15 protein-coding genes and 1 CRISPR repeat array are annotated in these 22,574 nt (G+C 45.1%); of the genes, 11 read left to right on the plus strand and 4 right to left on the minus strand.

Annotated features, from left to right (window positions below; all coding sequences use genetic code 11):
- The first annotated feature begins 137 nt into the window (after positions 1-137).
- The 5 genes from U1I11_RS04305 to U1I11_RS04325 all read left to right on the plus strand — a co-directional run bounded on the left by U1I11_RS04305 (position 138) and on the right by U1I11_RS04325 (position 7,127).
- Positions 138-1,382, plus strand: a complete 1,245-nt coding sequence (locus tag U1I11_RS04305; RefSeq protein WP_322904095.1) for a sugar ABC transporter substrate-binding protein — start codon at positions 138-140, stop codon at positions 1,380-1,382.
- A 166-nt stretch (positions 1,383-1,548) separates the two neighbouring features.
- Complete coding sequence (locus U1I11_RS04310) at positions 1,549-2,454, plus strand: carbohydrate ABC transporter permease (RefSeq protein ID WP_322904096.1); 906 nt, start codon at positions 1,549-1,551, stop codon at positions 2,452-2,454.
- Between the two features lie 57 nt (positions 2,455-2,511).
- Positions 2,512-3,336, plus strand: a complete 825-nt coding sequence (locus tag U1I11_RS04315; RefSeq protein ID WP_322904098.1) for a carbohydrate ABC transporter permease — start codon at positions 2,512-2,514, stop codon at positions 3,334-3,336.
- Positions 3,337-3,717: 381 nt separating this feature from the next.
- Positions 3,718-6,132 carry a glycoside hydrolase family 94 protein gene (locus U1I11_RS04320; protein WP_322904100.1) on the plus strand — a complete coding sequence of 805 codons (2,415 nt, stop codon included), beginning with the start codon at positions 3,718-3,720 and terminating at the stop codon, positions 6,130-6,132.
- A gap of 317 nt (positions 6,133-6,449) precedes the next feature.
- Positions 6,450-7,127, plus strand: a complete 678-nt coding sequence (locus tag U1I11_RS04325) for a stalk domain-containing protein (RefSeq protein WP_322904101.1) — start codon at positions 6,450-6,452, stop codon at positions 7,125-7,127.
- Positions 7,128-7,415: 288 nt separating this feature from the next.
- On the opposite strand, the gene U1I11_RS04330 is transcribed toward U1I11_RS04325, so the two are convergent.
- The 3 genes from U1I11_RS04330 to U1I11_RS04340 all read right to left on the minus strand — a co-directional run bounded on the left by U1I11_RS04330 (position 7,416) and on the right by U1I11_RS04340 (position 9,384).
- Positions 7,416-7,688, minus strand: coding sequence for a hypothetical protein (locus tag U1I11_RS04330; RefSeq protein ID WP_322904102.1), 273 nt, complete (start codon positions 7,686-7,688; stop codon positions 7,416-7,418).
- A 24-nt stretch (positions 7,689-7,712) separates the two neighbouring features.
- On the minus strand, positions 7,713-8,594 hold the full coding sequence (locus U1I11_RS04335) for a hypothetical protein (RefSeq protein WP_322904104.1): 882 nt from the start codon (positions 8,592-8,594) through the stop codon (positions 7,713-7,715).
- 223 nt (positions 8,595-8,817) lie between these two features.
- Positions 8,818-9,384: a YiiX/YebB-like N1pC/P60 family cysteine hydrolase gene (locus U1I11_RS04340; RefSeq protein WP_322904107.1), complete on the minus strand. Its 567-nt coding sequence runs from the start codon at positions 9,382-9,384 to the stop codon at positions 8,818-8,820.
- A 273-nt stretch (positions 9,385-9,657) separates the two neighbouring features.
- Between U1I11_RS04340 and U1I11_RS04345 the strand changes: the two genes are divergently transcribed.
- The 3 genes from U1I11_RS04345 (at position 9,658) to odhB (ending at position 14,822) form a co-directional block, all read left to right on the plus strand.
- On the plus strand, positions 9,658-10,125 hold the full coding sequence (locus U1I11_RS04345) for a GNAT family N-acetyltransferase (protein WP_322904108.1): 468 nt from the start codon (positions 9,658-9,660) through the stop codon (positions 10,123-10,125).
- Positions 10,126-10,667: 542 nt separating this feature from the next.
- Entirely contained in the window at positions 10,668-13,550 is a 2,883-nt protein-coding gene (locus U1I11_RS04350) for a 2-oxoglutarate dehydrogenase E1 component (protein WP_322904109.1), read from the plus strand.
- A 6-nt stretch (positions 13,551-13,556) separates the two neighbouring features.
- Positions 13,557-14,822, plus strand: a complete 1,266-nt coding sequence (odhB, locus tag U1I11_RS04355; protein WP_322904110.1) for a 2-oxoglutarate dehydrogenase complex dihydrolipoyllysine-residue succinyltransferase — start codon at positions 13,557-13,559, stop codon at positions 14,820-14,822.
- 583 nt (positions 14,823-15,405) lie between these two features.
- On the opposite strand, the gene U1I11_RS04360 is transcribed toward odhB, so the two are convergent.
- Positions 15,406-16,932 carry a glycine betaine uptake BCCT transporter gene (locus U1I11_RS04360; RefSeq protein ID WP_322904111.1) on the minus strand — a complete coding sequence of 509 codons (1,527 nt, stop codon included), beginning with the start codon at positions 16,930-16,932 and terminating at the stop codon, positions 15,406-15,408.
- Positions 16,933-17,588: 656 nt separating this feature from the next.
- On the opposite strand from U1I11_RS04360, the gene U1I11_RS04365 reads away from it, so the two are divergent.
- The 3 genes from U1I11_RS04365 (at position 17,589) to U1I11_RS04375 (ending at position 22,550) form a co-directional block, all read left to right on the plus strand.
- On the plus strand, positions 17,589-18,134 hold the full coding sequence (locus U1I11_RS04365; RefSeq protein WP_322904112.1) for a GNAT family N-acetyltransferase: 546 nt from the start codon (positions 17,589-17,591) through the stop codon (positions 18,132-18,134).
- A 934-nt stretch (positions 18,135-19,068) separates the two neighbouring features.
- Entirely contained in the window at positions 19,069-20,514 is a 1,446-nt protein-coding gene (locus U1I11_RS04370) for a sugar porter family MFS transporter (protein WP_322904113.1), read from the plus strand.
- Between the two features lie 321 nt (positions 20,515-20,835).
- A CRISPR array of direct repeats spans positions 20,836-21,139; the repeat unit is 32 nt; unit sequence ATTTCAATCCACGCTCCCGCACGGAGAGCGAC.
- A gap of 817 nt (positions 21,140-21,956) precedes the next feature.
- Positions 21,957-22,550 (plus strand): ribosomal maturation YjgA family protein, encoded by a 594-nt coding sequence (locus U1I11_RS04375; protein ID WP_322904114.1) that lies wholly within the window; start codon positions 21,957-21,959, stop codon positions 22,548-22,550.
- Positions 22,551-22,574 lie beyond the last annotated feature (24 nt).

A 22,574-nucleotide genomic window follows, 5' to 3' on the forward strand; every position in this document is an offset into this window, starting at 1 on the left:
ATCATAAGCGGGGGTCATACTGCTATTGTGCTGTCGGTATGAACAAAAGCACAGTGTATACGATGTTTTACAGTGTCAAGCGTCAAAGGGGAAATTAGGCATCTTCATCCAAATCCTAATAAAGAGGTGGCCCTAGTATGGCTAAATTATGGAAAACTGCAATCGCATGTATGCTTGTATTTTCGCTGATACTTGCTGGATGTGGTAGTAAAGGTGAAACAACGACAGCAGATGGAAAACGGATTTTAAAAGTATGGGGAATGGGCGGTGAAGGCGGTTCGTTGCCTAATATGGTGGAAGCGTTTGAAAAAGCGAATCCTGATATCGATGTACAAGTACAGCAAATTCCGTGGGACAGCGCGCATGATAAGCTGTTGACCGCTGTCGCTTCCAAAAGCGGCCCGGATGTGATCCAGATGGGCATGACTTGGATTCCAGAATTCGCCAATGCCGGCGCATTGCTTGATCTGTCTTCTTACACCGATAAATATCCGAATTTGAAGCCAGACAACTTTTTTGAAGGTGCACGCGAAACGATGAAATACGATGACAAACTGATCGCAATTCCGTGGTATATGGAAACCCGTGTACTGTACTACCGTACCGATCTGCTCAAACAAGTCGGCTACGATCATGCACCCAAAACATGGGCTGAACTGCAAGATGCTGCCAAAAAGCTGGCTGCACGCGGTAATGGCAACTATGGCATTTTGCTAGACAATCAAGATGCGGCATTCACATTGCCATTTGCTTGGGAAAACGGTAGCGATGTGATCAAAGACAACAAAGCCCAATTCAACCAGCCACCTTATGTGGAAGCCGTTCAGTATTTGACCAGCTTCTATAAAGATGGGTCGGCGCCAACGCAGAGCGATATGCAATTGCTGCCGGCATTCGGTCAAGGCATTATCCCGATGTTTTTTAGCGGGCCGTGGTCGATCAACCAAATTCATGAAACCGTACCGCAAATTGATGGCAAATGGGCAACTGCCACTATTCCTGTCAAAGAAGCAGGCGGCAAAAGCGCATCCGTACTGGGCGGCTCCAACTGGAGCGTATTCAGCAGCGCTGTCAACAAAGATGATGCGGTTAAATTTATCTCATTTATGAGCGATCCCGCTAACCAGATCGAATACTATAAACTGTCCAAAGACCTTCCGTCCACACTGAAAGCTTGGGATGATCAAGCATTGAACGGTGAACAAATTCAAACGTTCCGCGAGCAAATGCAAACGTCCCGTCCGTCTCCATTTGTACCGCAATGGGAAGCGATCGGTCAATTGATCAAAGCAGCCCTGCAACAAATTACCGTCGGCGGTGCGGATGTACAGACACAGATGGAAGACTTAAATAAACAGGCTGATGCATTGCTGGCAAAATAATTCATGCAGCGAGCTAACCGCCGGGCATCTTCCGGTGCCTGGCTGGTCAGCTTGTTCATACGTAGATGTGCAGCGTCTATTGCTTGCGCTTAGTCGAATTTGTGCGCATGCAAGCAGCAGAGCGCTTCACCGGAAGATCATACTTCCGTCAAGGAGGGAACAGACTATGCAAAAAGCCTGGCAGTCGTTGGTCAAACACAGATATCCGTATCTGTTTATCGCGCCAACGCTGATTATACTGTTCGTATTTTCATTTATACCGATTCTCGTAGCTGTGTTTATTAGCTTTACGAATATGAATCTGGCAGGGCTGGCAGACTGGTCCAATATTAAATTTAACGGTGTCGATAATTTTGTGCAGCTATTCGCTGATGCGGTATTCCGCAAATCGATGTTTAATACGCTCATTTATGTCGTAGTCGGTGTTCCGCTCGTAGTGGTCGTATCGATGGCGATTGCGATTTTGATCAATCAGGGTACGAGCTGGATTTTCAAAACGTTTCGCGTTATTTATTATATGCCGTCAATTACGAATATCGTCGCGATTGCGGTCATTTGGGGCTATCTGTACAACTCCCAGTACGGTTTGATTAACCATATGCTGGAAGCTGTTGGTATTTCGCCGGTACGCTGGTTGCAAGACCCAACGATCGCCAAGTTTTCATTGATCATTATGGCGGTCTGGAAAGCGATCGGTCTGAATATGATTATTTTCCTGGCGGCATTGCAAGGCATTCCGCGTACGTATTATGAAGCAGCACAAATTGACGGCGCCAGTCGTTGGCAACAACTGATGCGCATTACGGTGCCACTGCTCGGATTTGCTACGTTCTTCGTCTCGATTACGACATTGATCGGCTGGATTCAATTTTTCGAGGAACCGCTCGTTATGACGAAAGGCGATCCGCTTAATGGTACGACTTCAATGGCGCTGTTCATTTACCAGACCGGTTTCCAACGCAGTGATTTCGGCTATGCAGCAGCAGGCTCGATCGTTTTGTTCGCCATCATTATTGTCGTAACGATCATTCAATTTAAAGCACGCAAAAAAGACAGTGATGTCGAATATTGATATCCGAACAGCTCTGACAAGCTGAAGCCGGAGCAGACTGTGAAAGGAGGTTCCGTGATGGATGTTCGCGTGAAACCTGTTTACCGAGGCATCGTCATTGTCGTGCTATTGATCGGTGCGATCGCGATGTGTATACCGTTTGTTTGGATGATTCTGTCCTCCTTTAAGCCGGAAAGTGAGGTCACTTCCTTAACTCCTTCATTTTGGCCACAACAGCCGACGCTGCATAATTTTGAGCGTTTGTTTACGGAAATGAACTTTGGAGGATATTTGTTGAACACGCTCATTATCGTGTTTTTCTCATTTATCGGTTTGTTGTTGAATGCGGCAGCAGGGTATGCGTTTGCCAAATTTAACTTTCCAGGTCGTAATGTGCTTTACTATCTCGTGCTCGGTACGATGATGATTCCGTCCCAAGTGACGATGATTCCGGTCTATCTCATTTTGAATGAGATGGGTTTGACGAATACGATGGCAGGGATTGTACTGCCAGGTATGGTTAATGCGTTCGGGATTTTCTTGTTCCGTCAATTTATGACGACGATTCCGAACGATCTGATCGAAGCATCCAGATTGGATGGAGCGGGCGAAGTTCGCACATTTTTCCAATTGATCATTCCGATCGCCAAGCCGATTTTTGCCGTACAAGGTATTTTGACCTTTATCGGTGGCTGGAACAGTTTCTTATGGCCGTTGATCGTAGCGAATGATGAAAGTTTGTACACGCTCTCGGTCGGCTTGCAGCTGTTAAAAGGGCAGTATGGTGGCGATTTCGCTATTCAGATGGCAGGTGCATCATTTATGGTTATTCCGATTCTGATTATCTTTATTTTCGCCCAGCGTCATATTATTGAAGGGTATACGATTTCAGGGATGAAGTAATACGTAGTTGGATGGGGAGGGCACTTATGATAGTGATCTGTTCCGTCTGTTGACACATTTTAATTAATGATAAAAAACTATAGCTTGTACGCCAACTGAGTAGCTGCAATTAGGATTTCACTGCGGGAAGGAAATAAGGGATAGGATGACTTCTAGTGTTGGTGAACTTCAAACACAAGGTGCAATAAAAAAGGTTTTTGCGCAGCAAAATACTATACCTCTTTTGAGTCTAGTAATCTACAATTTATTGCTCATCCGTAGATTCCTGGGCGAGATGGAAGTCCATCCCTTTGTTTCTCCGCGCAGTGGATAGTGCGCTTGCGCCAAAAGTTGCGTACATACCACATCCAGAGACAAAGATACAATATGGAGGGATTCTGCATGTCTACTGTACAAAACAAACAGAACACACAGCAAGATCGTCTTTTCCAAAATGAATATGGGTATTTTACCGCAGATGGACGCGAATACGTCATTACGAATCCGCGTACCCCGCGTCCGTGGAGCAATATGATTAGCAATGGCGATTATTCGTTTATGGTTTCACAGGCAGGGGGCGGTGCTTCATGGCGCGGCAATGCCGGGCAAAACCGAATTACACGGCTGTTTCAGGACGTGATCAAAGATTCATGGGGCAAATTTGTCTACTTGCGCGATCGTAGCTCTGGTCAATACTGGTCGGCAGCTTGGAAGCCGGTAATGGCGGAGTTTGAACATTATGAAGTGCGCCACGGTATCGGCTATAGCGTGTTTAGCCAGCAAGTGAACGGCATTCGCAGCGAGATGACCGTATTCGTCGCTCCGGATGCACCTTTGGAACTCATTAAACTTAAAGTGACGAATAACAGCGGACAGACGCGCGAATTGGATGCAACGACTTATTTTGAATGGGCACCTGGTTTTGCGCCGGATGAGCATCGGGAGTTTCATAAAATTTTTATGAACTCTGAATATCAAGCGGATTTAAACGCGATTTTGCTCGACAAATACTTATGGAGCTTTCCAGATGAAAAAGGTCGCAGCAACAATGTAAGTTGGCCGTATACCGCATTCCATGCAGCAAGTGAGCAGCCATCTTCGTATGATGCGGACAAAGAATCATTTGTTGGCATGTATGGCGAGGAATCCCGTCCACAGTCGATGCAGCAGCAGGAGCTGGCAGGGCATACCGGTCGTTTTGGCGATGCTGCCGGATCGCTGCGGGTAGCGTTCAAATTGGAGCCAGGCGCTTCGCACACGGTCGTCTTTACGATCGGTGCGGCTGAGCATGAGCAGGAAGATGCGGCAGCATTGATCCGCGAATATACAAGTGTAGAAGCGGCGGATCGTACACTGGCACGTGTACATGAATTTTGGAGCGAGCTGATCGATACCGAACAGATTGAGACACCAGACCCGGCGATGAACATTATGACCAATGTATGGCTTAAATATCAATCGATTTCCTGTCGTCTCTGGGGCAAAACGGCTTATTATCAAGTGAGTGCAGGTTACGGTTACCGCGACCAACTGCAAGATTCGCAAATTTTCCTGACGAGCAAACCGGAGCTAATGCGCAAACAAATTTTAATGCACGCATCCCAGCAATTTCAGGAAGGCGATGTGCTGCACTGGTGGTTTACGATTCGTGGCGGCGGCCCACGTACACGCTGTTCAGACGATTTGCTCTGGCTGCCGTTCATTATGGACTCCTATCTGAAAGAAACGCAGGATGATGCCATTTTGGACGAAATCACGCCGTTTCTGGATGGCGGTGAAGCGACCGTATATGAGCACTGCAAGCGTGCGATTGAGAAGTCATTTCAACGCTTTAGCCCGCGCGGTGTGCCGTTGATGGGTGAACATGACTGGAACGATGGACTGAGTGCGATCGGATATGACTGGAAAGGCGAAAGCTTCTGGGTCGGTGAATTTCTGTATATGATTCTCGGCAGTTTTGCGCCGGTGGCAGAGCGCCGCGGCGATCACGCGTTTGCCAACAAAATGCTGGACGTACAGATCAGCCTCAAAAAAGCGCTTAACGAACATGGCTGGGATGGCGAATGGTATTTGCAAGCGACGACCGATGATGGTCTTAAAGTCGGCTCAAACGAAAATGAAGAAGGGCAAATTTTCCTCAATCCGCAAATTTGGGCGGTCATTTCCGGCGTAGCTGACGAGGAGCGCGGTCAACAGGCGATGGCAAGCGTAAGCAAGCATCTGCTGCGTGATTACGGCTCACTGCTGCTGTATCCAGCGTATACAAAAGTCCGCCGCGATATCGGCTATATTACCCGTTATGCACCAGGGTTACGTGAAAATGGCGGTGTATACACGCATGCTGCTACATGGGCAGTCTGGGCGTACACATTGGCAGGACAGCCAGACAAAGCGTACGAAGCGTACAGCAAAATTTGCCCGCCCAACCGTGCCGGCGATCCGAACGGTTATGTGGCAGAACCATACGTCACGCCAGGCAATTCGGATGGTCCCCTTTCGCCAAACTACGGTCGTGGTGGCTGGACATGGTATACCGGTTCTTCACAATGGCTGCAACGGATGGCAACAAACTGGATTCTCGGCGTACGCGCTGAACATGAAGGTTTGCTAATCGATCCAAGCATCCCTGCCGCATGGCAAGAATTCCGTTACCGTCGTCCGTTCCGGGGCGCGACGTATGTGATCGATGTGGACAATAGCGCTGGCGTATCACGCGGCGTGAAGTCGATTACCGTCGATGGTAAAGCGATTGAAGGCAATCTACTGCCTGATTTCCAAGACGGCAAAGAGCATGATGTGAAGGTTATAATGGGTTAAACGCTTCATTGTAGGAATGCTACTATACACTCGGTACGATTGCTAATATATACTCGCTGTACTCATAATAAAACAAGCAACCTTGCTTATATAAACGGTACCCTTTGTAAAAAGCGCTTTGAAAAAAGACATTTTGCAAGGGAAAGTTTATTATAGCAAGGTTGCTTTTTATGTTGGAAAACTTGGCAGAATGATTACCGCTAATAACCAATTGATTAAAATCATAACATGTCAGGTTAATACTGTGTACTAGCTTTATACATAATGACATCTACGAACAGCAGGCGGCTAGAATCGATTATAATTGGAGGCTATACATGATGAAAAAGAAACTGACTATCGCTGTAGCTATCGCCAGTCTAAGCATTGCCGGAGCAACCGGTGTCTATGCAGGTGCCAATATTCAGCAAATCAAAGCCGTGCTCAACTATGGACTCGGCATCGAAGTGAACGGGCAAGCTTACACACCGACAGATGCGAATGGCAAAACGCTGGCGCCGATTACTTACAATGGCACTACTTATTTACCGGTTCGCGCGATCGGTGAAGCATTACATACGCCGGTGTCTTACGATGCTGCCACAAGCAAAGTGAAAATTGGCGCAACTGGAACGAGTGCTGGTTCCTCATCGACAGGCAGCGGTGCTGCTGCGGGCACAAGCAGCACATCCAATGTGCAACGTCCACAACATCTGCCTGCCGATTTCCCGATCCCATCAGATGCTAAATTGTTCGATGTGATCGAGCGCGCAGATCAAGGCGTCAAATCAGTTACATTCAGCTATACAACCAAACAAGGTTTGGAACAGCTTGGCAACACATACAAACAATATTTTATTGCCAAAGGTGTAACCAAACAATTTGAAGACATCAAACCCAGCGGTTTTACCGTGATCGATTCCGGCTCTAGCTTTTCAGTCACAGCAACCGGTCAACCAGGTTCAGGCGAGAAGCAAGGATGGAATGAAGTGACGATTATTTGGCAGGGGAAATGATACGGTGATCAGACAAGTACAGATGGTGTATGTATGATCTATTTGCTGGCGACAAGCTCATAAATGAGTCATTCGTTTGTCTAGCAAAACTACTTTTGTGCAGCCAGTATAGCTCCTTTATATGCGCATCATACTGGCGCATATAAAGGAGCTATTGATTTGTATTGCATGAATCTATAGTTTGGCTACACATGTACGTTTGAGTGGTAGATATTCGTACATAAACGATTCCAATACGAACTCTATTGGTGCTGCAAACAAGTTGCTATACGTCGTGCCGACAGCTAGCTACTTACGATAGTAGAAAACAGACTTTCCTTTTGTTAGCACATAGGTGACTAACAGCGATATAATGCTACTAATTATAATATACGGAATTATATATACATATACGCCAACCGCATATTGAAACGAAATCGTTAATACGAGAAACGCGATAATGATATAAGCAACGAGATCGAATACAAAGCGATGCTTATATTTATGTTGTATCATACCCGCTATCACACCAATCCCTACAAATAAAAGCGGAAAATAAAGCAATAATAACGCAAATTCCATATTCATTCCTCCTCATACAGAACATTAACGTGATTGGAGAATAAAAAAATCAGATACACTCAGATCACGATCCCCAGCTAGTGGATAGGTAGCCAATAGTAAGAAATTTTTATCAATGTCATACATATACATATTTTTTTGATCTGTAGAGTAGAAATAATGATTTTGGACAGTGCTGCGAAATAATACATTTTTCAATGTATATTTTTTTTGCTGAAGTTGCTCGTTGATTACATTGACAATAAAACCTGTGTTTTGTGGAATATTATATTGTGTGAGTATTAGTTTATTTTTATAACTAAAAGCTTGGAAAGGAGCGAGAAAAGAAAGTGGTATCTGTTCTAGTTTTTTATTTTCCAAGTTTAAATAACTTAAGCTATTAGCAGGTTGTTGAAAATCACGTTTGGCATTATTGACAATAAAATATTTATTATTGTAATAATGAGTATCAACAGCAAATCCTGTTTCTAAGTTGGCTAGCTCAGCTTCTATATTTAAATACAAATCTAACTTCTCAATGCTTTGTTTCTTCTCTTTTACATGATCCGAGAATATATAAAGATTATTATCAAAAAAATCTATTTTTCTAAGCACACCTGAGACTTTTTTTTGTGCTACTATTTTATTATGAGCGATATCGATTTTAGTTACGATACCATAATCCATATTGCTATTATGAATGATATACAAAAAATCGGTGTCTTTTACAAGATCGACAGGGTAGTCCAATGTATCAATATATGAAATCTTACTCTTTTCCGTATCGAATTTTAAAATCTGATTTCCAATATGAGAAGGGATACCAGTTATTGGAATATAAATGCTATTTCCATATTGTTTACCTTCACCTAATCCACCAGAATGAATAGAAATACTGTGCTCATATTTCCAATTGGAGCTATACATATCGATTGAGCTTCTGTTTTGAGAATAAGATGTTTTAAACACAATAAAATCAGTATTCATTTTTTGTATGGGCTGAGAGCTGGGGGAACAGGAAGTCAAAAAAAAGCACAACAATAGAAATCCGAAGCTGATTTTAAGCATAATACCTCTCTAAACTATACGTATTTGGATAAAAAGCGAACCAAGGAGAGAAAATAGCAATTCTCTCCTTGGTTGAAATTTTTTATTGCGAATACACTAAATAAGCATTGGGACTTTGTGTAAGGTCTACAGGCCACACTGCGCCTCCATCATTCAAATTAATATTATATTTATTGTTGAACACATACCAAACAAGTTGAGAACAGTAAAATGAGTTTGTCTGGTTTATATTAAAGAAATTATAATTATAAGGCTTGTTTAAAAAGCTGTATGCTGCATATGCTGCATTTGTATCTTGTTGAGCTGTAGTGCCCGATACGCTTCTAAGTTGAAAATGAGAATAACGTGTATTCCAATCATTGCTCCATAAACGAACACCATTTTCGTTACCACGATTTCCGAACGATTCTATCGTATAATATCCGCTATATACAATAGCTGCATGCCCACCTGCCCAAGCACTTGAAGCGCTGCTTGCAGTATCTGTAGTCACTAAGAATTGTCCTGGTCTTGTTGAGAAAGCTTTGTTTGTTGTCGCCTGAGGTGCAATAGAAGTAGATTGAGCTTTGGGATCATAATAAGGAGTCGGGGTTGTTTGATGATCTAACGTATTTTTGAGTATTTCTGTTTTTGCTCTAGCATTATTCAAATCATTCTCCTGTATTTGTGTCAATGAGCCAGCTATATCTTGTTCAGTAGCAGCATAAGATGTAGGTATGTAAGATAATAACGAGCTTACAAAAACGGATGTTAGAAGAAGTTTTTTGGGAAAAATAATTGTACATCAGCCTCTTTTCTTAATATGATTTCAAAATATGGATTACAAATCCATATTATTCCTTTAATTTCAATTTGTAAATAAGAATTGTTATGTATAAACTATAAAATTATTTGATTACATCACAAAGGAGCACACCGATCCATGACCTGGCACATTAAACATTTTAACGAATTGACGACTACCGAACTTTACCGCATTTTGCAAGAACGCACTAACATTTTCGTCGTTGAGCAAAATTGCCCGTATCCAGAAGTGGACGGCAAAGACCTCCATTGCTACCATCTATATCGGTTGGACGGTGAGCAGATTACCGCCTATGCGCGCCTCGTGCCGCCCGGCATCGCCTATACACAAGCTTCGATCGGCAGAGTCATCGTACCGCCTGCATACCGTGGCAAAGGCTATGCAGGCGAGCTGTTTGCACGTGCGATCGACTTTATTCAGCACGAATTGGGCGAAATCGAGATCAAAATTCAAGCGCAGGCGTATTTATGTCCATTTTACGGCTCATACGGCTTTGAAGCGATCTCGGACTCGTATTTGGACGATGGCATTGCGCATGTCGATATGTTGTTGACGAAGCGGCTGCAGCCGCTCGGTGTGTCCTAAGCGCACGACTGCTAACAAACACGTTCGATTATTATTATAAAAAGGTGTCCGCCGATCATGCTGCCGGACACCTTTTTGCCATATTAAAAATAACGTTTTCGATACCGTCACCTCTGTAAATGTAAACATACAGATCAGACGGGTGAGATTTGGACAAAATAGCCAAAAATTAAAATTGGAAATTCACAACTGGCTGGTGTAGAATGGAAAATGTAAAGCGGATCACAGACAAAGTAAGGGGGCATGACCAGCTCGGTATTACTTCAACATGTGCTCAATGTTACGGACAAGTGAATGGCGAAAGTTGAATATGACGTCGCTTTTTGAGTGCAACGTTCAAATTTCGCGATAATCGGGCTAAAAAACTTAAATTATTGTGTATGCAAGCCAAAGAAAACGTTTTCTTAAAGCAACATCGTGTTTCCTCTTTTATAGTCTCATTTTAGGCTATTTTGTGATTAAACAGATAGAGGTATAATTGAAAGTGTTGCAATTCCGTCACAAAAATATTCACAAAAAATTCAAGACGGAGGGAATCCTCGATGACTATCGACGAATCGAACAGACTATCGTTATGGCAATCCTATTACGGGCCTAATTTGGGGTACGTGCAGGAGCAGTATGAAAAGTACAAACAAGACCCGAACTCGGTGGACGAGGGTTACCGTGAACTGTTTGCACGTTATGGGGAACCTGTAGCTCCGGCTGCTTCTGTTTCCGGCACAACAAGTGAGAGCGGGACTGGAACTCCGGGCAAAGTAGACACCAATCTGTTGAAGAAAGCGGTTGCAGCAGAACGACTGGTATGGAATATCCGTACATACGGACATCTTGCAGCAGATATCGACCCGCTTGGTTTGAGCGCGCCATCTGATGTGCGTTTGCTTGACCCTGAACAGTATGGACTCAGTCAACGCGATTTGTCGCAGCTTCCGGCATCTTTGATCTGGGAAAATGCGCCGGATGAAGCGCGTGATGGCTGGGAAGCGATCCAGATTTTACGCAAAAAGTATACCGGATCGCTCGCTTACGAATTTGCGCATGTTCATGACGAGCAGGAGCGCAACTGGCTAAACCGCCAGGTTGAAACGAATTCGGCTTCACAGACGCTGACAGACGAGGAACGTCTTGATCTGTTGCACCGTCTGGTGGAAGTAGAGCAATTTGAAGAATTTTTGCACAAAACATTTGTCGGACAAAAACGTTTCTCCATTGAAGGAAATGACGCGCTCGTTCCGATGTTGGACACGATCGTGCGTATTGCTGCGCGCGGCGGAGCTCGCCACGTGCTGATGGGCATGGCGCACCGCGGTCGTCTAAACGTGCTTGCACATGTGCTGAACAAGCCATACGCCAAAATTTTCTCCGAATTCCATCATGCGCCAAACAAAGATATGATGCCGTCTGAAGGCTCGATGGGCATTAATTTCGGCTGGACGGGTGACGTAAAATACCATCTTGGTGCACGTTATTCACTGACCGATGAAGGGCAAAGCTATGAAACGCGCCTGACGTTGGCGAACAACCCGAGTCACCTGGAGTACGTCAATCCGGTAGTCGAGGGCTTTACACGCGCCGCGCAAGACGACCGTAGCGACAAAGGATATCCACGTCAGGACAAAGACAAAGCAGCCGCGATCATTATGCACGGTGATGCTGCTTTTGCCGGCGAAGGTATCGTAGCGGAAACATTGAACTTCAATCAGCTGCCGGGCTTCCAAAACGGCGGTACGATTCATATTATCGTGAACAACCGTCTCGGCTTTACGACGGACAGCAAAGATTCCCGTTCTACCCATTATGCGAGTGACTTGGCAAAAGGCTACGAAATTCCAGTCATCCACGTGAATGCGGACGATCCGGAAGCATGTGTGCGTGCAGCCGAAATGGCGATGCAATACCGTAATCTGTTCAAAAAAGACTTTTTGATCGATCTGATCGGCTACCGTCGTTACGGTCATAACGAAGCGGATGATCCGGAAACGACCCAGCCGCTTATGTACGGCAAAGTGAAAAATCATCTGCGTGTTGCTTCCCTATACGGCAACCGTCTGGCAGAGCGCAATATTGCTCCAGCTGATCAATATGAGCAATACAAAAATGAAGTACAAGATCAAATGAAAACAACGTATGACGAGGTAAAGCGGGATGAAACGCAATCGGCGTTTGGCCCAGTAAATCCTGCTGGTGAAGGAGCCGCACGCGCGTCCAATGAAACGGCAGTATCGGCAAGCCTGCTGAACAAAATCAATGAAGGGCTGCTGGCATGGCCGGAAAACTTCAATGTGTATCCGAAGCTACAACGTATTTTGGAGCGTCGTCGCAATGCACTCGAGCCGGAAGGTCGCGTCGATTGGGGTCATGCTGAGACACTTGCGTTTGCCAGCATTTTGGCAGAAGGCAAGCCGATCCGTATTACCGGTCAAGATGCTGAACGTGCAACGTTCGCCCATCGTAACCTCGTGCTGCATGATGCCAAAACAGGCGAGGCATTTTGCCCGCTGCACCGTTTGCCGGAAGCTAAAGCATCGTTTGCGATCCATAACAGCCCTCTTTCCGAAGCGGCAGTTATCGGTTTTGAATATGGTTACAATGTGTATGCACCGGAAACGCTTGTAATTTGGGAAGCACAGTACGGCGACTTCGTTAATGCTGGACAAGTGCTGATCGACCAGTTTATCTCTGCTGGTCGCAGCAAATGGACACAGAAATCAAGTCTCGTGATGTTGCTGCCGCACGGCTATGAAGGAATGGGGCCGGAGCACTCCAGTGCACGTCCGGAGCGTTTCCTGCAACTGGCTGGTGAAGACAACTTCACGATTGCCAACTTGACTTCTGCTTCTCAATATTTCCACCTGCTGCGTCGTCAGGCGCTGAGCACGGAAACAGAAGAAGCGCGTCCACTTGTCGTCATGGCGCCGAAAAGTTTGATTCGTAACCCGCGTGTTACTGTACCGGCTTCCGAACTGAGTGAAGGTAGCTTCCGTCCGATTTTGGAGCAATCCGGTTTGGGCGGCAATAAAGATGCGGTAGAGCGTGTCATCCTTTGCACCGGTAAAGTGGCAATCGATCTGGAAGAAGCTATTGAGAAAGAAAAAGATACGGATTTCTCCTGGCTGCACATTATCCGTGTAGAACAGCTTTATCCGTTCCCAAAAGAAGAAATCAGCAAGGTGCTGTCCGGCTTCAAAAACTTGCAGCAGATAATTTGGCTGCAGGAAGAACCGCAAAATATGGGCTACTGGACATACACTGAGCCAAGACTGCGTGCGATTTCCAGCGGCATCGAAGTGAGTTATATCGGCCGTCCGGAACGTTCCAGCCCGGCAAGTGGTTATCAGCACGTTCACGCTATCGAACAACAGCGTATCCTGACATCAGCACTCAAACCAAATTCGTTGAAAAACATATCCCTGGGGAGGTAAGCAGCTGTGAGCGAAATCAAAGTACCGGAAATGGGCGAATCTATTACTGAAGGAACCGTATCAAAATGGGTAGTTAAAGAAGGAGATACCGTTAGCCAAGGCGATGTCCTGCTAGAGCTGGAAACCGACAAAGTTAACTTGGAAATTAGCGCTGAAGAAGATGGCGTAATCGAATCGATCACCCGTCAAGAAGGCGAAACCGTACAAGTTGGCGAATCCGTTGGTGTGATTGGCGCAGGTAATGGTGCGCCTAAAGCACCTCCGGCTCCACCTATCAAAGAGGAAGCACCAGCAGCTCCTGCGAATGAGCAAGCACGCGAACCGAAAACCGATCTGGCGACAGCAGTTGCGGTCAGCAAACCGGAAACCGGTGACACGATCGCTACACCAGCAGCACGCAAACTCGCTCGTGAGCGTGGGATCGATCTGACTGCGGTACAAGGCAATGATCCAATCGGTCGTGTGAAGCATGACGATGTGCGCAAGCATGACGACAAGCCAACCCCTCCGCTTGCACCACCAAGCAAACCGGCTCCACCAAAACCACCAGTCGCTGACAGCAACCCTGCCAAACCAGCAGATCGTGTACCGATGTCCCGTCGTCGTCGTACGATTGCGAATCGTCTTGTGGAAGCACAGCATAATGCAGCGATGTTGACTACGTTTAACGAAGTCGATATGACTGCGATTCTGGATGTACGTAAACGCCGTAAAGACAAATTCAAAGAGAAGCATGATGTAGGCCTCGGCTTTATGTCCTTCTTTACAAAAGCAGTTGTCGGCGCGCTGAAAGCATATCCGATGGTGAACGCTGAAATCGATGGTGATGATGTAATCATCAAAAAATACTATGATATCGGTATCGCTGTATCTGCGAAGGAAGGTCTCGTTGTACCGGTTGTGCGTGATGCGGATCGCCTCGGTTTTGCCGGTATTGAGAAAGAGATTTCCAGCCTGGCAGCGAAAGCGCGCAATAACAGCTTGTCCCTGTCTGAGTTGCAAGGCGGTACATTTACTATTACCAATGGTGGTGTATTTGGCTCCCTGCTGTCCACACCAATCTTGAACGCACCACAAGTTGGTATTCTCGGTATGCACAAAATCCAGGTTCGCCCGGTAGCGATCGACGATGTGCGTATGGAAAACCGTCCGATGATGTATATCGCACTGTCCTACGACCACCGTATTATCGATGGCAGCGAAGCGGTAAGCTTCCTGGTGAAAGTAAAAGAATTGCTGGAAGACCCAGAAACACTGTTGATCGAAGGTTAATCGTCTGTATCAATGCGATAAAATTGATCTATACAGCAGCATAACCAAAAGAGCTTCTCCGGATTAGGAGAGGCTCTTTTTGATGGATATTCAGTTAGGATGTGTACGCAAATCTGGCGTGCTGTGGCTAACATTACTGCGGTAAGGAATAAAGGGACAGACTCCCGTCGCACACAGGAAGCTACGGAGTAGGCGCAAATGTAGATTCACGTGCTCCAATCTGTATAGTATTTTGCTGCGCAAAAACCTCTTTTCATCGCACCTCGTGTTTGGAAACCGCAAACAGTAAAGTCCGTCCTTACCCCTTATTCCTTCCCTCTGTTCCCTACTGCTCGCAATCTATGAGTTTGCGTACAAACCCTAATAGGCTGACCGTTTAAGAAAATATAGAGCAATATAACAAACAAAGTACGTTTTTTGTATTAAAGGCGAGCTTTTGCTTCACACACTATCTCTCTTATTATATTTCATGTTTATCTGTCATAAATAAGAGTGAGTTCTCCTAATCCAAACGAATTGAATTCGTTTAAAAGTGCTCACCAGTAATTCGCAAATAAACTCGATTTGCCAAAAACAACGATAATTACCCCTTTTTCACAGGCGGCTGCTGGTTCGCTCGCCGCTGCTTTGCCAATTGATTCGCTTCCTGATTGAGCACTTTTAGCAGACTGACCGCCATCATAACGATGACAAACGAAAATGGTAGCGCAGCGATGATCATCGTATTTTGCAAAGCTTGCAGGCCGCCAGAGTATAACAGTACAAGTGCGATTGCAGTTAATAGCAGCCCCCAGATCATTTTTAGCAAATTACTCGGATTTTGCGAACCGTTTGTCGTCATCATCCCGAGTACAAACGTACCCGAATCGGCGGAAGTAATAAAGAAAATACCGATCAATCCGATCGCCAGCAATGAAATCGCAGAAGCAAACGGGAATGTAGACAATACGCCAAATAGCGATTGCTCGGTCGTAAGCGCAGAGATTAATTTGGTGCCACTGCGTTCCAATGCGATTGCCGAACCGCCAAATACCGAGAACCAGATAAAGCTAATGATCGAAGGCGCAAGCAGTACATAAGCGACAAATTCACGAATCGTACGTCCTTTGGACACACGGGCTATAAAAATGCCGACAAATGGCGACCAAGCGATCCACCATGCCCAGTAGAAGATCGTCCATTTATTGATCCATTCCCGATTTTCCGAATTGAGTGGCGCAAGGCGAAAGCTCATATTAATAAAATTTTGCAAATATTTGCCGATCGTATCGGTAAACAGATTGAGTGTAAATAATGTAGGGCCAAAAATAAATACGAGCAATAACAGCACACCTGCCAACACCATATTCACATTGCTAAGAATACGAATCCCTTTGTCAAGCCCGCTAAGCGCCGAAGCGAGAAACATAACGGTGACGATAATAATGATTACAAATTGACTAATAAAGCTGGACGGCATCCCATACAGAAACGATAATCCGCCATTAATTTGCACTGCTCCAAAGCCGAGCGATGTGGATACACCGATTACGGTAGCGAGTACAGCGACAATATCGATCGCTTTACCGAATTTGCCGCTGGCGTATTTGCCCAAAATCGGTTTGAGCGTCGCGCTAATTAAGCCCGCATTGCCGCGTCTAAACATAAAATAAGCGAGCGACAATCCGACCAGTCCATACACAGCCCACGCGTGAATACCCCAGTGGAAAAACGTATACTGCATCGCATCACGAACCGCCGCATTCGTGCCCGTTTCACCAGTAGGCGATTGCAAGGCAAAATGGCTGATCGGCTCAGCGGTTCCGTAAAATACAAGACCGATCCCAACACCGGCACTAAACAGCATCGCTACCCATGTCGGGCGCGAAAATTCCGGTTGATCATCCGGTTTGCCCAGCTTGATTTTGCCGGCTGGACTAATCATCAAATACAGACAGATCGCGACAAACGCGGTCACAATGATCAAATAATACCATCCAAATGAATTGGTAATAAACGCTTCTGTGCGAGCAGTCGCATCCTCAAATGCTTGCGGTGCAACTACACCGACTATAACCAGCAGCAATAATGCGGCGGCTGATACATAAAATACACTTGTTGTTTGTTTCATAAATGTTTAAACAGCTCCTTATTTTGATTGGCATGCAGCGCTTATTCTGAAGTAAAACGATGAACAAATGGCTGCGAGTATATCTAATAATGGGAATACATACACAGATAGGAGTAGGTTTCATACTTAGTAGCTTGTCTTAAATGCATTCAGGGTATGCCTTTGTCATCATCGCTTGATCATGCACGTATTCAGGTACGTTCGAACCTAATTTTTAATGGAGACAGCCTACTAGTAGTCTGTCTCAAATGGAAATTGTGTTTGAACGTACCTTAACCGATTCATCATCAAGCAATGGTTAGATCGATAAACCGTAAATGTATTTGATACAAGCTACTAGTTTTAAAAAAATTCCTCTAGCATACAGATCATGTACATATTGCCGGATTACTATCTTTTAGGTGCGGCTTCCAGTATAACGAAATCGAAATATCATTGCAAAAAGATTTAAATATAAGTACTCGTTTAAAATATATCTACAATGCAACTCATCCTATGGCGCAGCGTTTTGTAAACTTTTACCTGTTGTTTCCAGAAGCAATTAAAAGCGATACTATTAAATAAGCAAGTATCGGGTATAATAAACAGAGCATGAACGGTTTTACATGCAAACTTAGTATTGAATACGACTACGAACGAGCGAGGAGGCTACATAGATGCTAATTGAAGACAAAAGTTACAATATTAAAGGATTGGAATATACGATCCGTTGCGCCAAACCGGAAGATGCTCATAGCCTGGCAGAAGTACGCCTGCAAATTGATGGAGAAACGGAAAATCTGGATCGGCGCCGTGGTGAAGCCTATTTGGAGCCAGCAGGTTTTGAAGCTTTAATTAAGGCGGATACGGACAAAGATACGAATCTGTTTCTAGTGGCAGAGGCGAATGATCGTATTGTCGGCTATTCGCGTTGTGAAGGCAGCCCGCTCAGTCGGATGGCGCATAAAGTTGAATTTAGCGTCGGTATTATTAAAGATTATTGGGGGCATGGGATTGGTCGCCAGTTGCTAGATCATTCTGTCGCCTGGGCAGACGAAACCGGCATTCAGAAAATGACCCTACAAGTCATCGAAACGAATATTAAAGCGATTGATATGTATAAAAAAGTAGGTTTTGAAATTGAAGGCGTGCTGAAGCGTGATCGTTTGCTGGCTGATGGTAATTATTATAATACGATCGTAATGGGGCGCTTTCGACTGTAATGTTCGGTTGAGACTGCCTACTCGTAGCTTGACCGAGATGAATTGGAGTGTTGAGTCTGTTTTAAAATCGCATCGATCAGGATTTCTGTACACAATCAAAATTGAAATTTAACTTGGTCTGCTTACCAGGCGCAATTGGGAGTACTTGCGCAGCCCCCATTGCGGTACAAAATAGGGACGGGCTTTCGTTTCGCACAGGAATTTACGGGTGGCGAGATATAGCGAATCATTATAGTTGTTGATTGTCTGCCTATAGCTTTTTCTGGCGGCTGCAAAAAGCCGACTTTTACGAGCGGATTTTTCCACATGTGGCCATCCAACCAAATATTGCGTACACCTACCACGTTTGCAGCAGTGGAGATTCTTCAATATTTAGCCATCTAACCCGATGGGCATCAAGTCATGATCGATTCGATAACCGTTCGCGTTCATCAACATGGAGTAGGTGCACAAGAGGACAGTATCAACAACAGATTAGGCGTTCGCGCAGGGGATTAACGGCGAAAATCCAAGCTATGGTCAACGTAATCGGTTATTCGCTAGGTTTTGAACGGATACGTGGAAAAACGATGTTTCTATTTGAATTACTTTGTATTTTCGATACGCTTTTGCGGTATCTTTTACGGTATAACGAAGCCGTCTGCATGCATGACGCATGACAGCCGGCTTTTTTGCTTACGGTATCGCATTAATTGTAATTCGCTTCGGCTGACAACGATTATAGTGCTGTTGACGATTAAATGGTAAATAAGTGGGGTATATGAAAATGGAAACAGGTGTAAATCGATACACATTGATCGATGAGCCTAAGATCGTGCAGGATCATAAACTTGACTACATATTGCAGTAGTTCCATCCGTATCGCTGTAATTAAGTTTGTATAGTTTATTCTAATCAAGTAAGAACGCTTGGCATAATGATAGGAGTGAAAGCAATGAGTACAGTTCAAAATGATGAGGCAAGTCGACGAGCTTTTTTACGTAAAGTGATTCTGATTTCGACGTTGGGTGGTTTGTTGTTCGGCTATGATACAGGAGTGATTAACGGTGCGCTGCCATTTATGTCAGCAGCAGATCAATTAAATCTAAACTCGCTAACCGAAGGTATGGTCACCAGTTCATTGCTGCTTGGTGCAGCATTTGGTGCGGTAGCAGGTGGGCGTTTATCGGATGCGATCGGCAGACGGCAAAGTATTCGCTATCTGTCCATTTTATTCTTTTGTGCGACCATCGGTTCGGCGCTCGCGCCAAATGTGCCTTTTATGGTAACATGTCGCTTTATTCTCGGTTTGGCAGTCGGTGGTGCTTCCGTTACCGTACCTTCGTATCTCGCGGAAATTGCGCCAGCACAGCAACGTGGTGGTATCGTAACACGCAATGAGCTGATGATCGTGAGCGGTCAGTTGCTAGCGTTTGTATGTAATGCGATTTTGGGCACAACGCTTGGTCATAACGGTCATATTTGGCGTTATATGCTCATAATGGCAGCGATCCCAGCCGTGTTCTTATTTATCGGTATGTTCCGTGTACCGGAAAGTCCGCGTTGGCTCGTAGCTAATCAGGAAAACAAACGTGCTTTGCGTGTGCTACGTCGTATGCGCAGCAATAAGCAGGCTACGCGCGAATTGGAGGAAATTAAAGAAAACACGGAAACAGAGGAAGAAACAGAACAGGCAAGTTTTCGTGATATGGCAACACCGTGGATTCGTCGTATCGTGTTGATTGGGATCGGGATTAGTGTCGTACAACAGATCACCGGTGTAAACTCGATTATGTATTATGGTACGGAAATTTTGCGGCAATCCGGGTTTGGGACGAATGCAGCGCTGATCGGTAATATTGCCAATGGCGTTATTTCGGTGGCAGCGACCTTTTTGGGCATGTGGCTAGTCGGTCGTGTCGGTCGCCGTCCGATGCTGCTGACTGGGCTAGCAGGCACGACGAGTGCATTATTGCTCATTGCGATATTTTCCAATGTGCTGAACGGATCGGCAGCGTTGCCCTATGTGATTTTGGCGCTAACCGTAACTTTTTTGGCATTCCAGCAAGGGTCGGTTTCGCCGGTAACATGGCTGATGCTGTCTGAGATTTTCCCGCTACGGCTGCGCGGTTTTGGGATGGGCATTAGCGTATTTTGCAGCTGGATGGTGAACTTTTCGGTCGGATTACTATTTCCGATTATGACGGGAAGTATGGGGTTGTCAACGACGTTTTATGTATTTGTTGTGCTTGGTGTAGTTGCACTTGGTTTTGTGTTGAAATTTTTGCCAGAGACGAGAGGGATGACGTTGGAGCAAGTGGAACAGAAGTTCCGCGAATTTGGCAAAAAGTTGAAAGGTACAGAGGATGGGACGAAGGATAGTGCGGTGGAATGGAAGTAAATGATGGTAGTTGTGTCGGGATGTGAATATGTTAGGTTGGATGGATGATAGGCTATGCTAGTTTGCTGTGCGGTGTGAGTAAACGTTAGTATACAGATCAGTTACTGAGTTGAATTTGGATTCATAATGAAGTGTATAGGCTATATACTGTGTTGAATTCAGAAAGTAAGGGCACGAACTGCGATCATGTATGAAAATCTACAAAGGGAAAAAGTGTAGGTTTTAGTAGGTTACAGCGGTTCGTTGCCCTTATTTGTTTGTTTTTCGAAGTAAAGTGCGGCTCATAGACAGATTTGTTACAAGCTGTGCTTTGTTCAGATAGGTTCGATTCACGCTCCCACACGGAGAGCGACTCGATGAAGCGAATGAATTCCGGTTTGTTCGCGGGCGATTTCAATCCACGCTCCCGCACGGAGAGCGACGGAAAGGAGGTAATGAGTGTCTTCAAGGAGTTCAAATTTCAATCCACGCTCCCGCACGGAGAGCGACCCCCTATTCGAGCTAATCGATGAGGCATCGTCAGCTCATTTCAATCCACGCTCCCGCACGGAGAGCGACTCGATGAGATTCGTTTGATTCGAGATGAGTTGCTGATTTCAATCCACGCTCCCGCACGGAGAGCGACTGCGGGCACTTTCACCCCTTGTCTACCAACGCTTTTCACATCAAAAAGCGCGAACCTCATTTTTAGCGTAGCCGAAAAGAGAGCAAAATACAACAAAAAAGCTGAAATCCCTTGCCCAGCAAGGAGTGCGAACGTCCCAGGGATTTGATGTGAGCTTAGGGTTCGCGTTTTATACAAGCATAAAGCGGATATTTATCAACGACTACACATTGCATCACATATGACATCAAATAACAAGCGTAGCCTTCCAAATCACATCCTCAACCTCTGAACGCAAGTATTTTTCTGCTAAAACTTCATTCAAAATCAAAATTTCAATACATGAAAAATTCAAAATAGAAAAAAATACTCTCCCTTACTACCACATTGCTAAACAAGTTCATCATTCGTATCCTAGCGCTTAAACTGTTATAATGGAAAAGCAGTAAAATCATAGCATCAATTAATACGCAAAATCATCGAATCGTGCATCCACTTCAACCGATTAAGTTGATGTATCAGGTAACAACACATAGTCTAATCCGTTTCGTTGCATATGTATGCGCCTTTATATAAGGCATAATAGCACTAGAGACGATGAACAGACAGAGGTATGATATACATAGTTTACAAAGTTTACGCCTGTATTGTACATGGCAGTTTCGTCATCATCCAACGACCATACTTGCGCATACGGACATGGAAAAATACAAATGCCAAGTATACGGCTTATCCGTTCCTGCTTATGCTTGTGACCTTTATTAGCCAAAACAAACAAGCGACAGCTTGAATTTAAGGTGATCGCACTCACTTTGTTGTGAAGGAGAACAGGTCGCTGATGAACCGCGAACAGCGTAACCATTTGCATCATGAATTGCCAGCACCGACCCGTGAACAAAACCGTATCCCTATGCTTAGCCGAAATTCTAATATTACATCCGAAATCACTTATCCAGTAAGCCATACTGTCTATTCTAGCCATCGTGTCAGTATGATCCTAAGTCGTAGTCGTATATGCCAGTCGACCCTCATAAGCTATGAAATCGCTATCGTCGTAACGATTGTGAGCGGACTGGCTGCACGTCGATATGCAGAGCTATTACCGCCACTACTCGCTATTCATGCCGAAGATATGTTATGGGCAATGATGGTATATTGGAGCGTACGGCTGTTGGTGGATCGGCGGTATGATGGGGCAGTTGCGACGACATTGCTGTTTTGTTACGGGATAGAGTTCAGCCAGCTTTACCAGAGCGAGTGGATTCGCCAGATTCGGGATACGCTGATCGGTGGATTTGTGCTTGGACATGGATTTTTGGTCGTTGATCTGCTTCGTTATACGGTAGGCGTATTGCTCGCGGTAGGCATGCATAGATCGGCTTATTCGTTATATGTGGCATCGACGCTCAGAAGACGATCATCAACTGCATAAGGGTTATTATTATTTTATCGATGA

Origin of the sequence: Paenibacillus campi, from assembly GCF_034659835.1 — a bacterium.
GTDB classification, from domain to species: Bacteria; Bacillota; Bacilli; order Paenibacillales; family Paenibacillaceae; genus Saccharibacillus; species Saccharibacillus campi.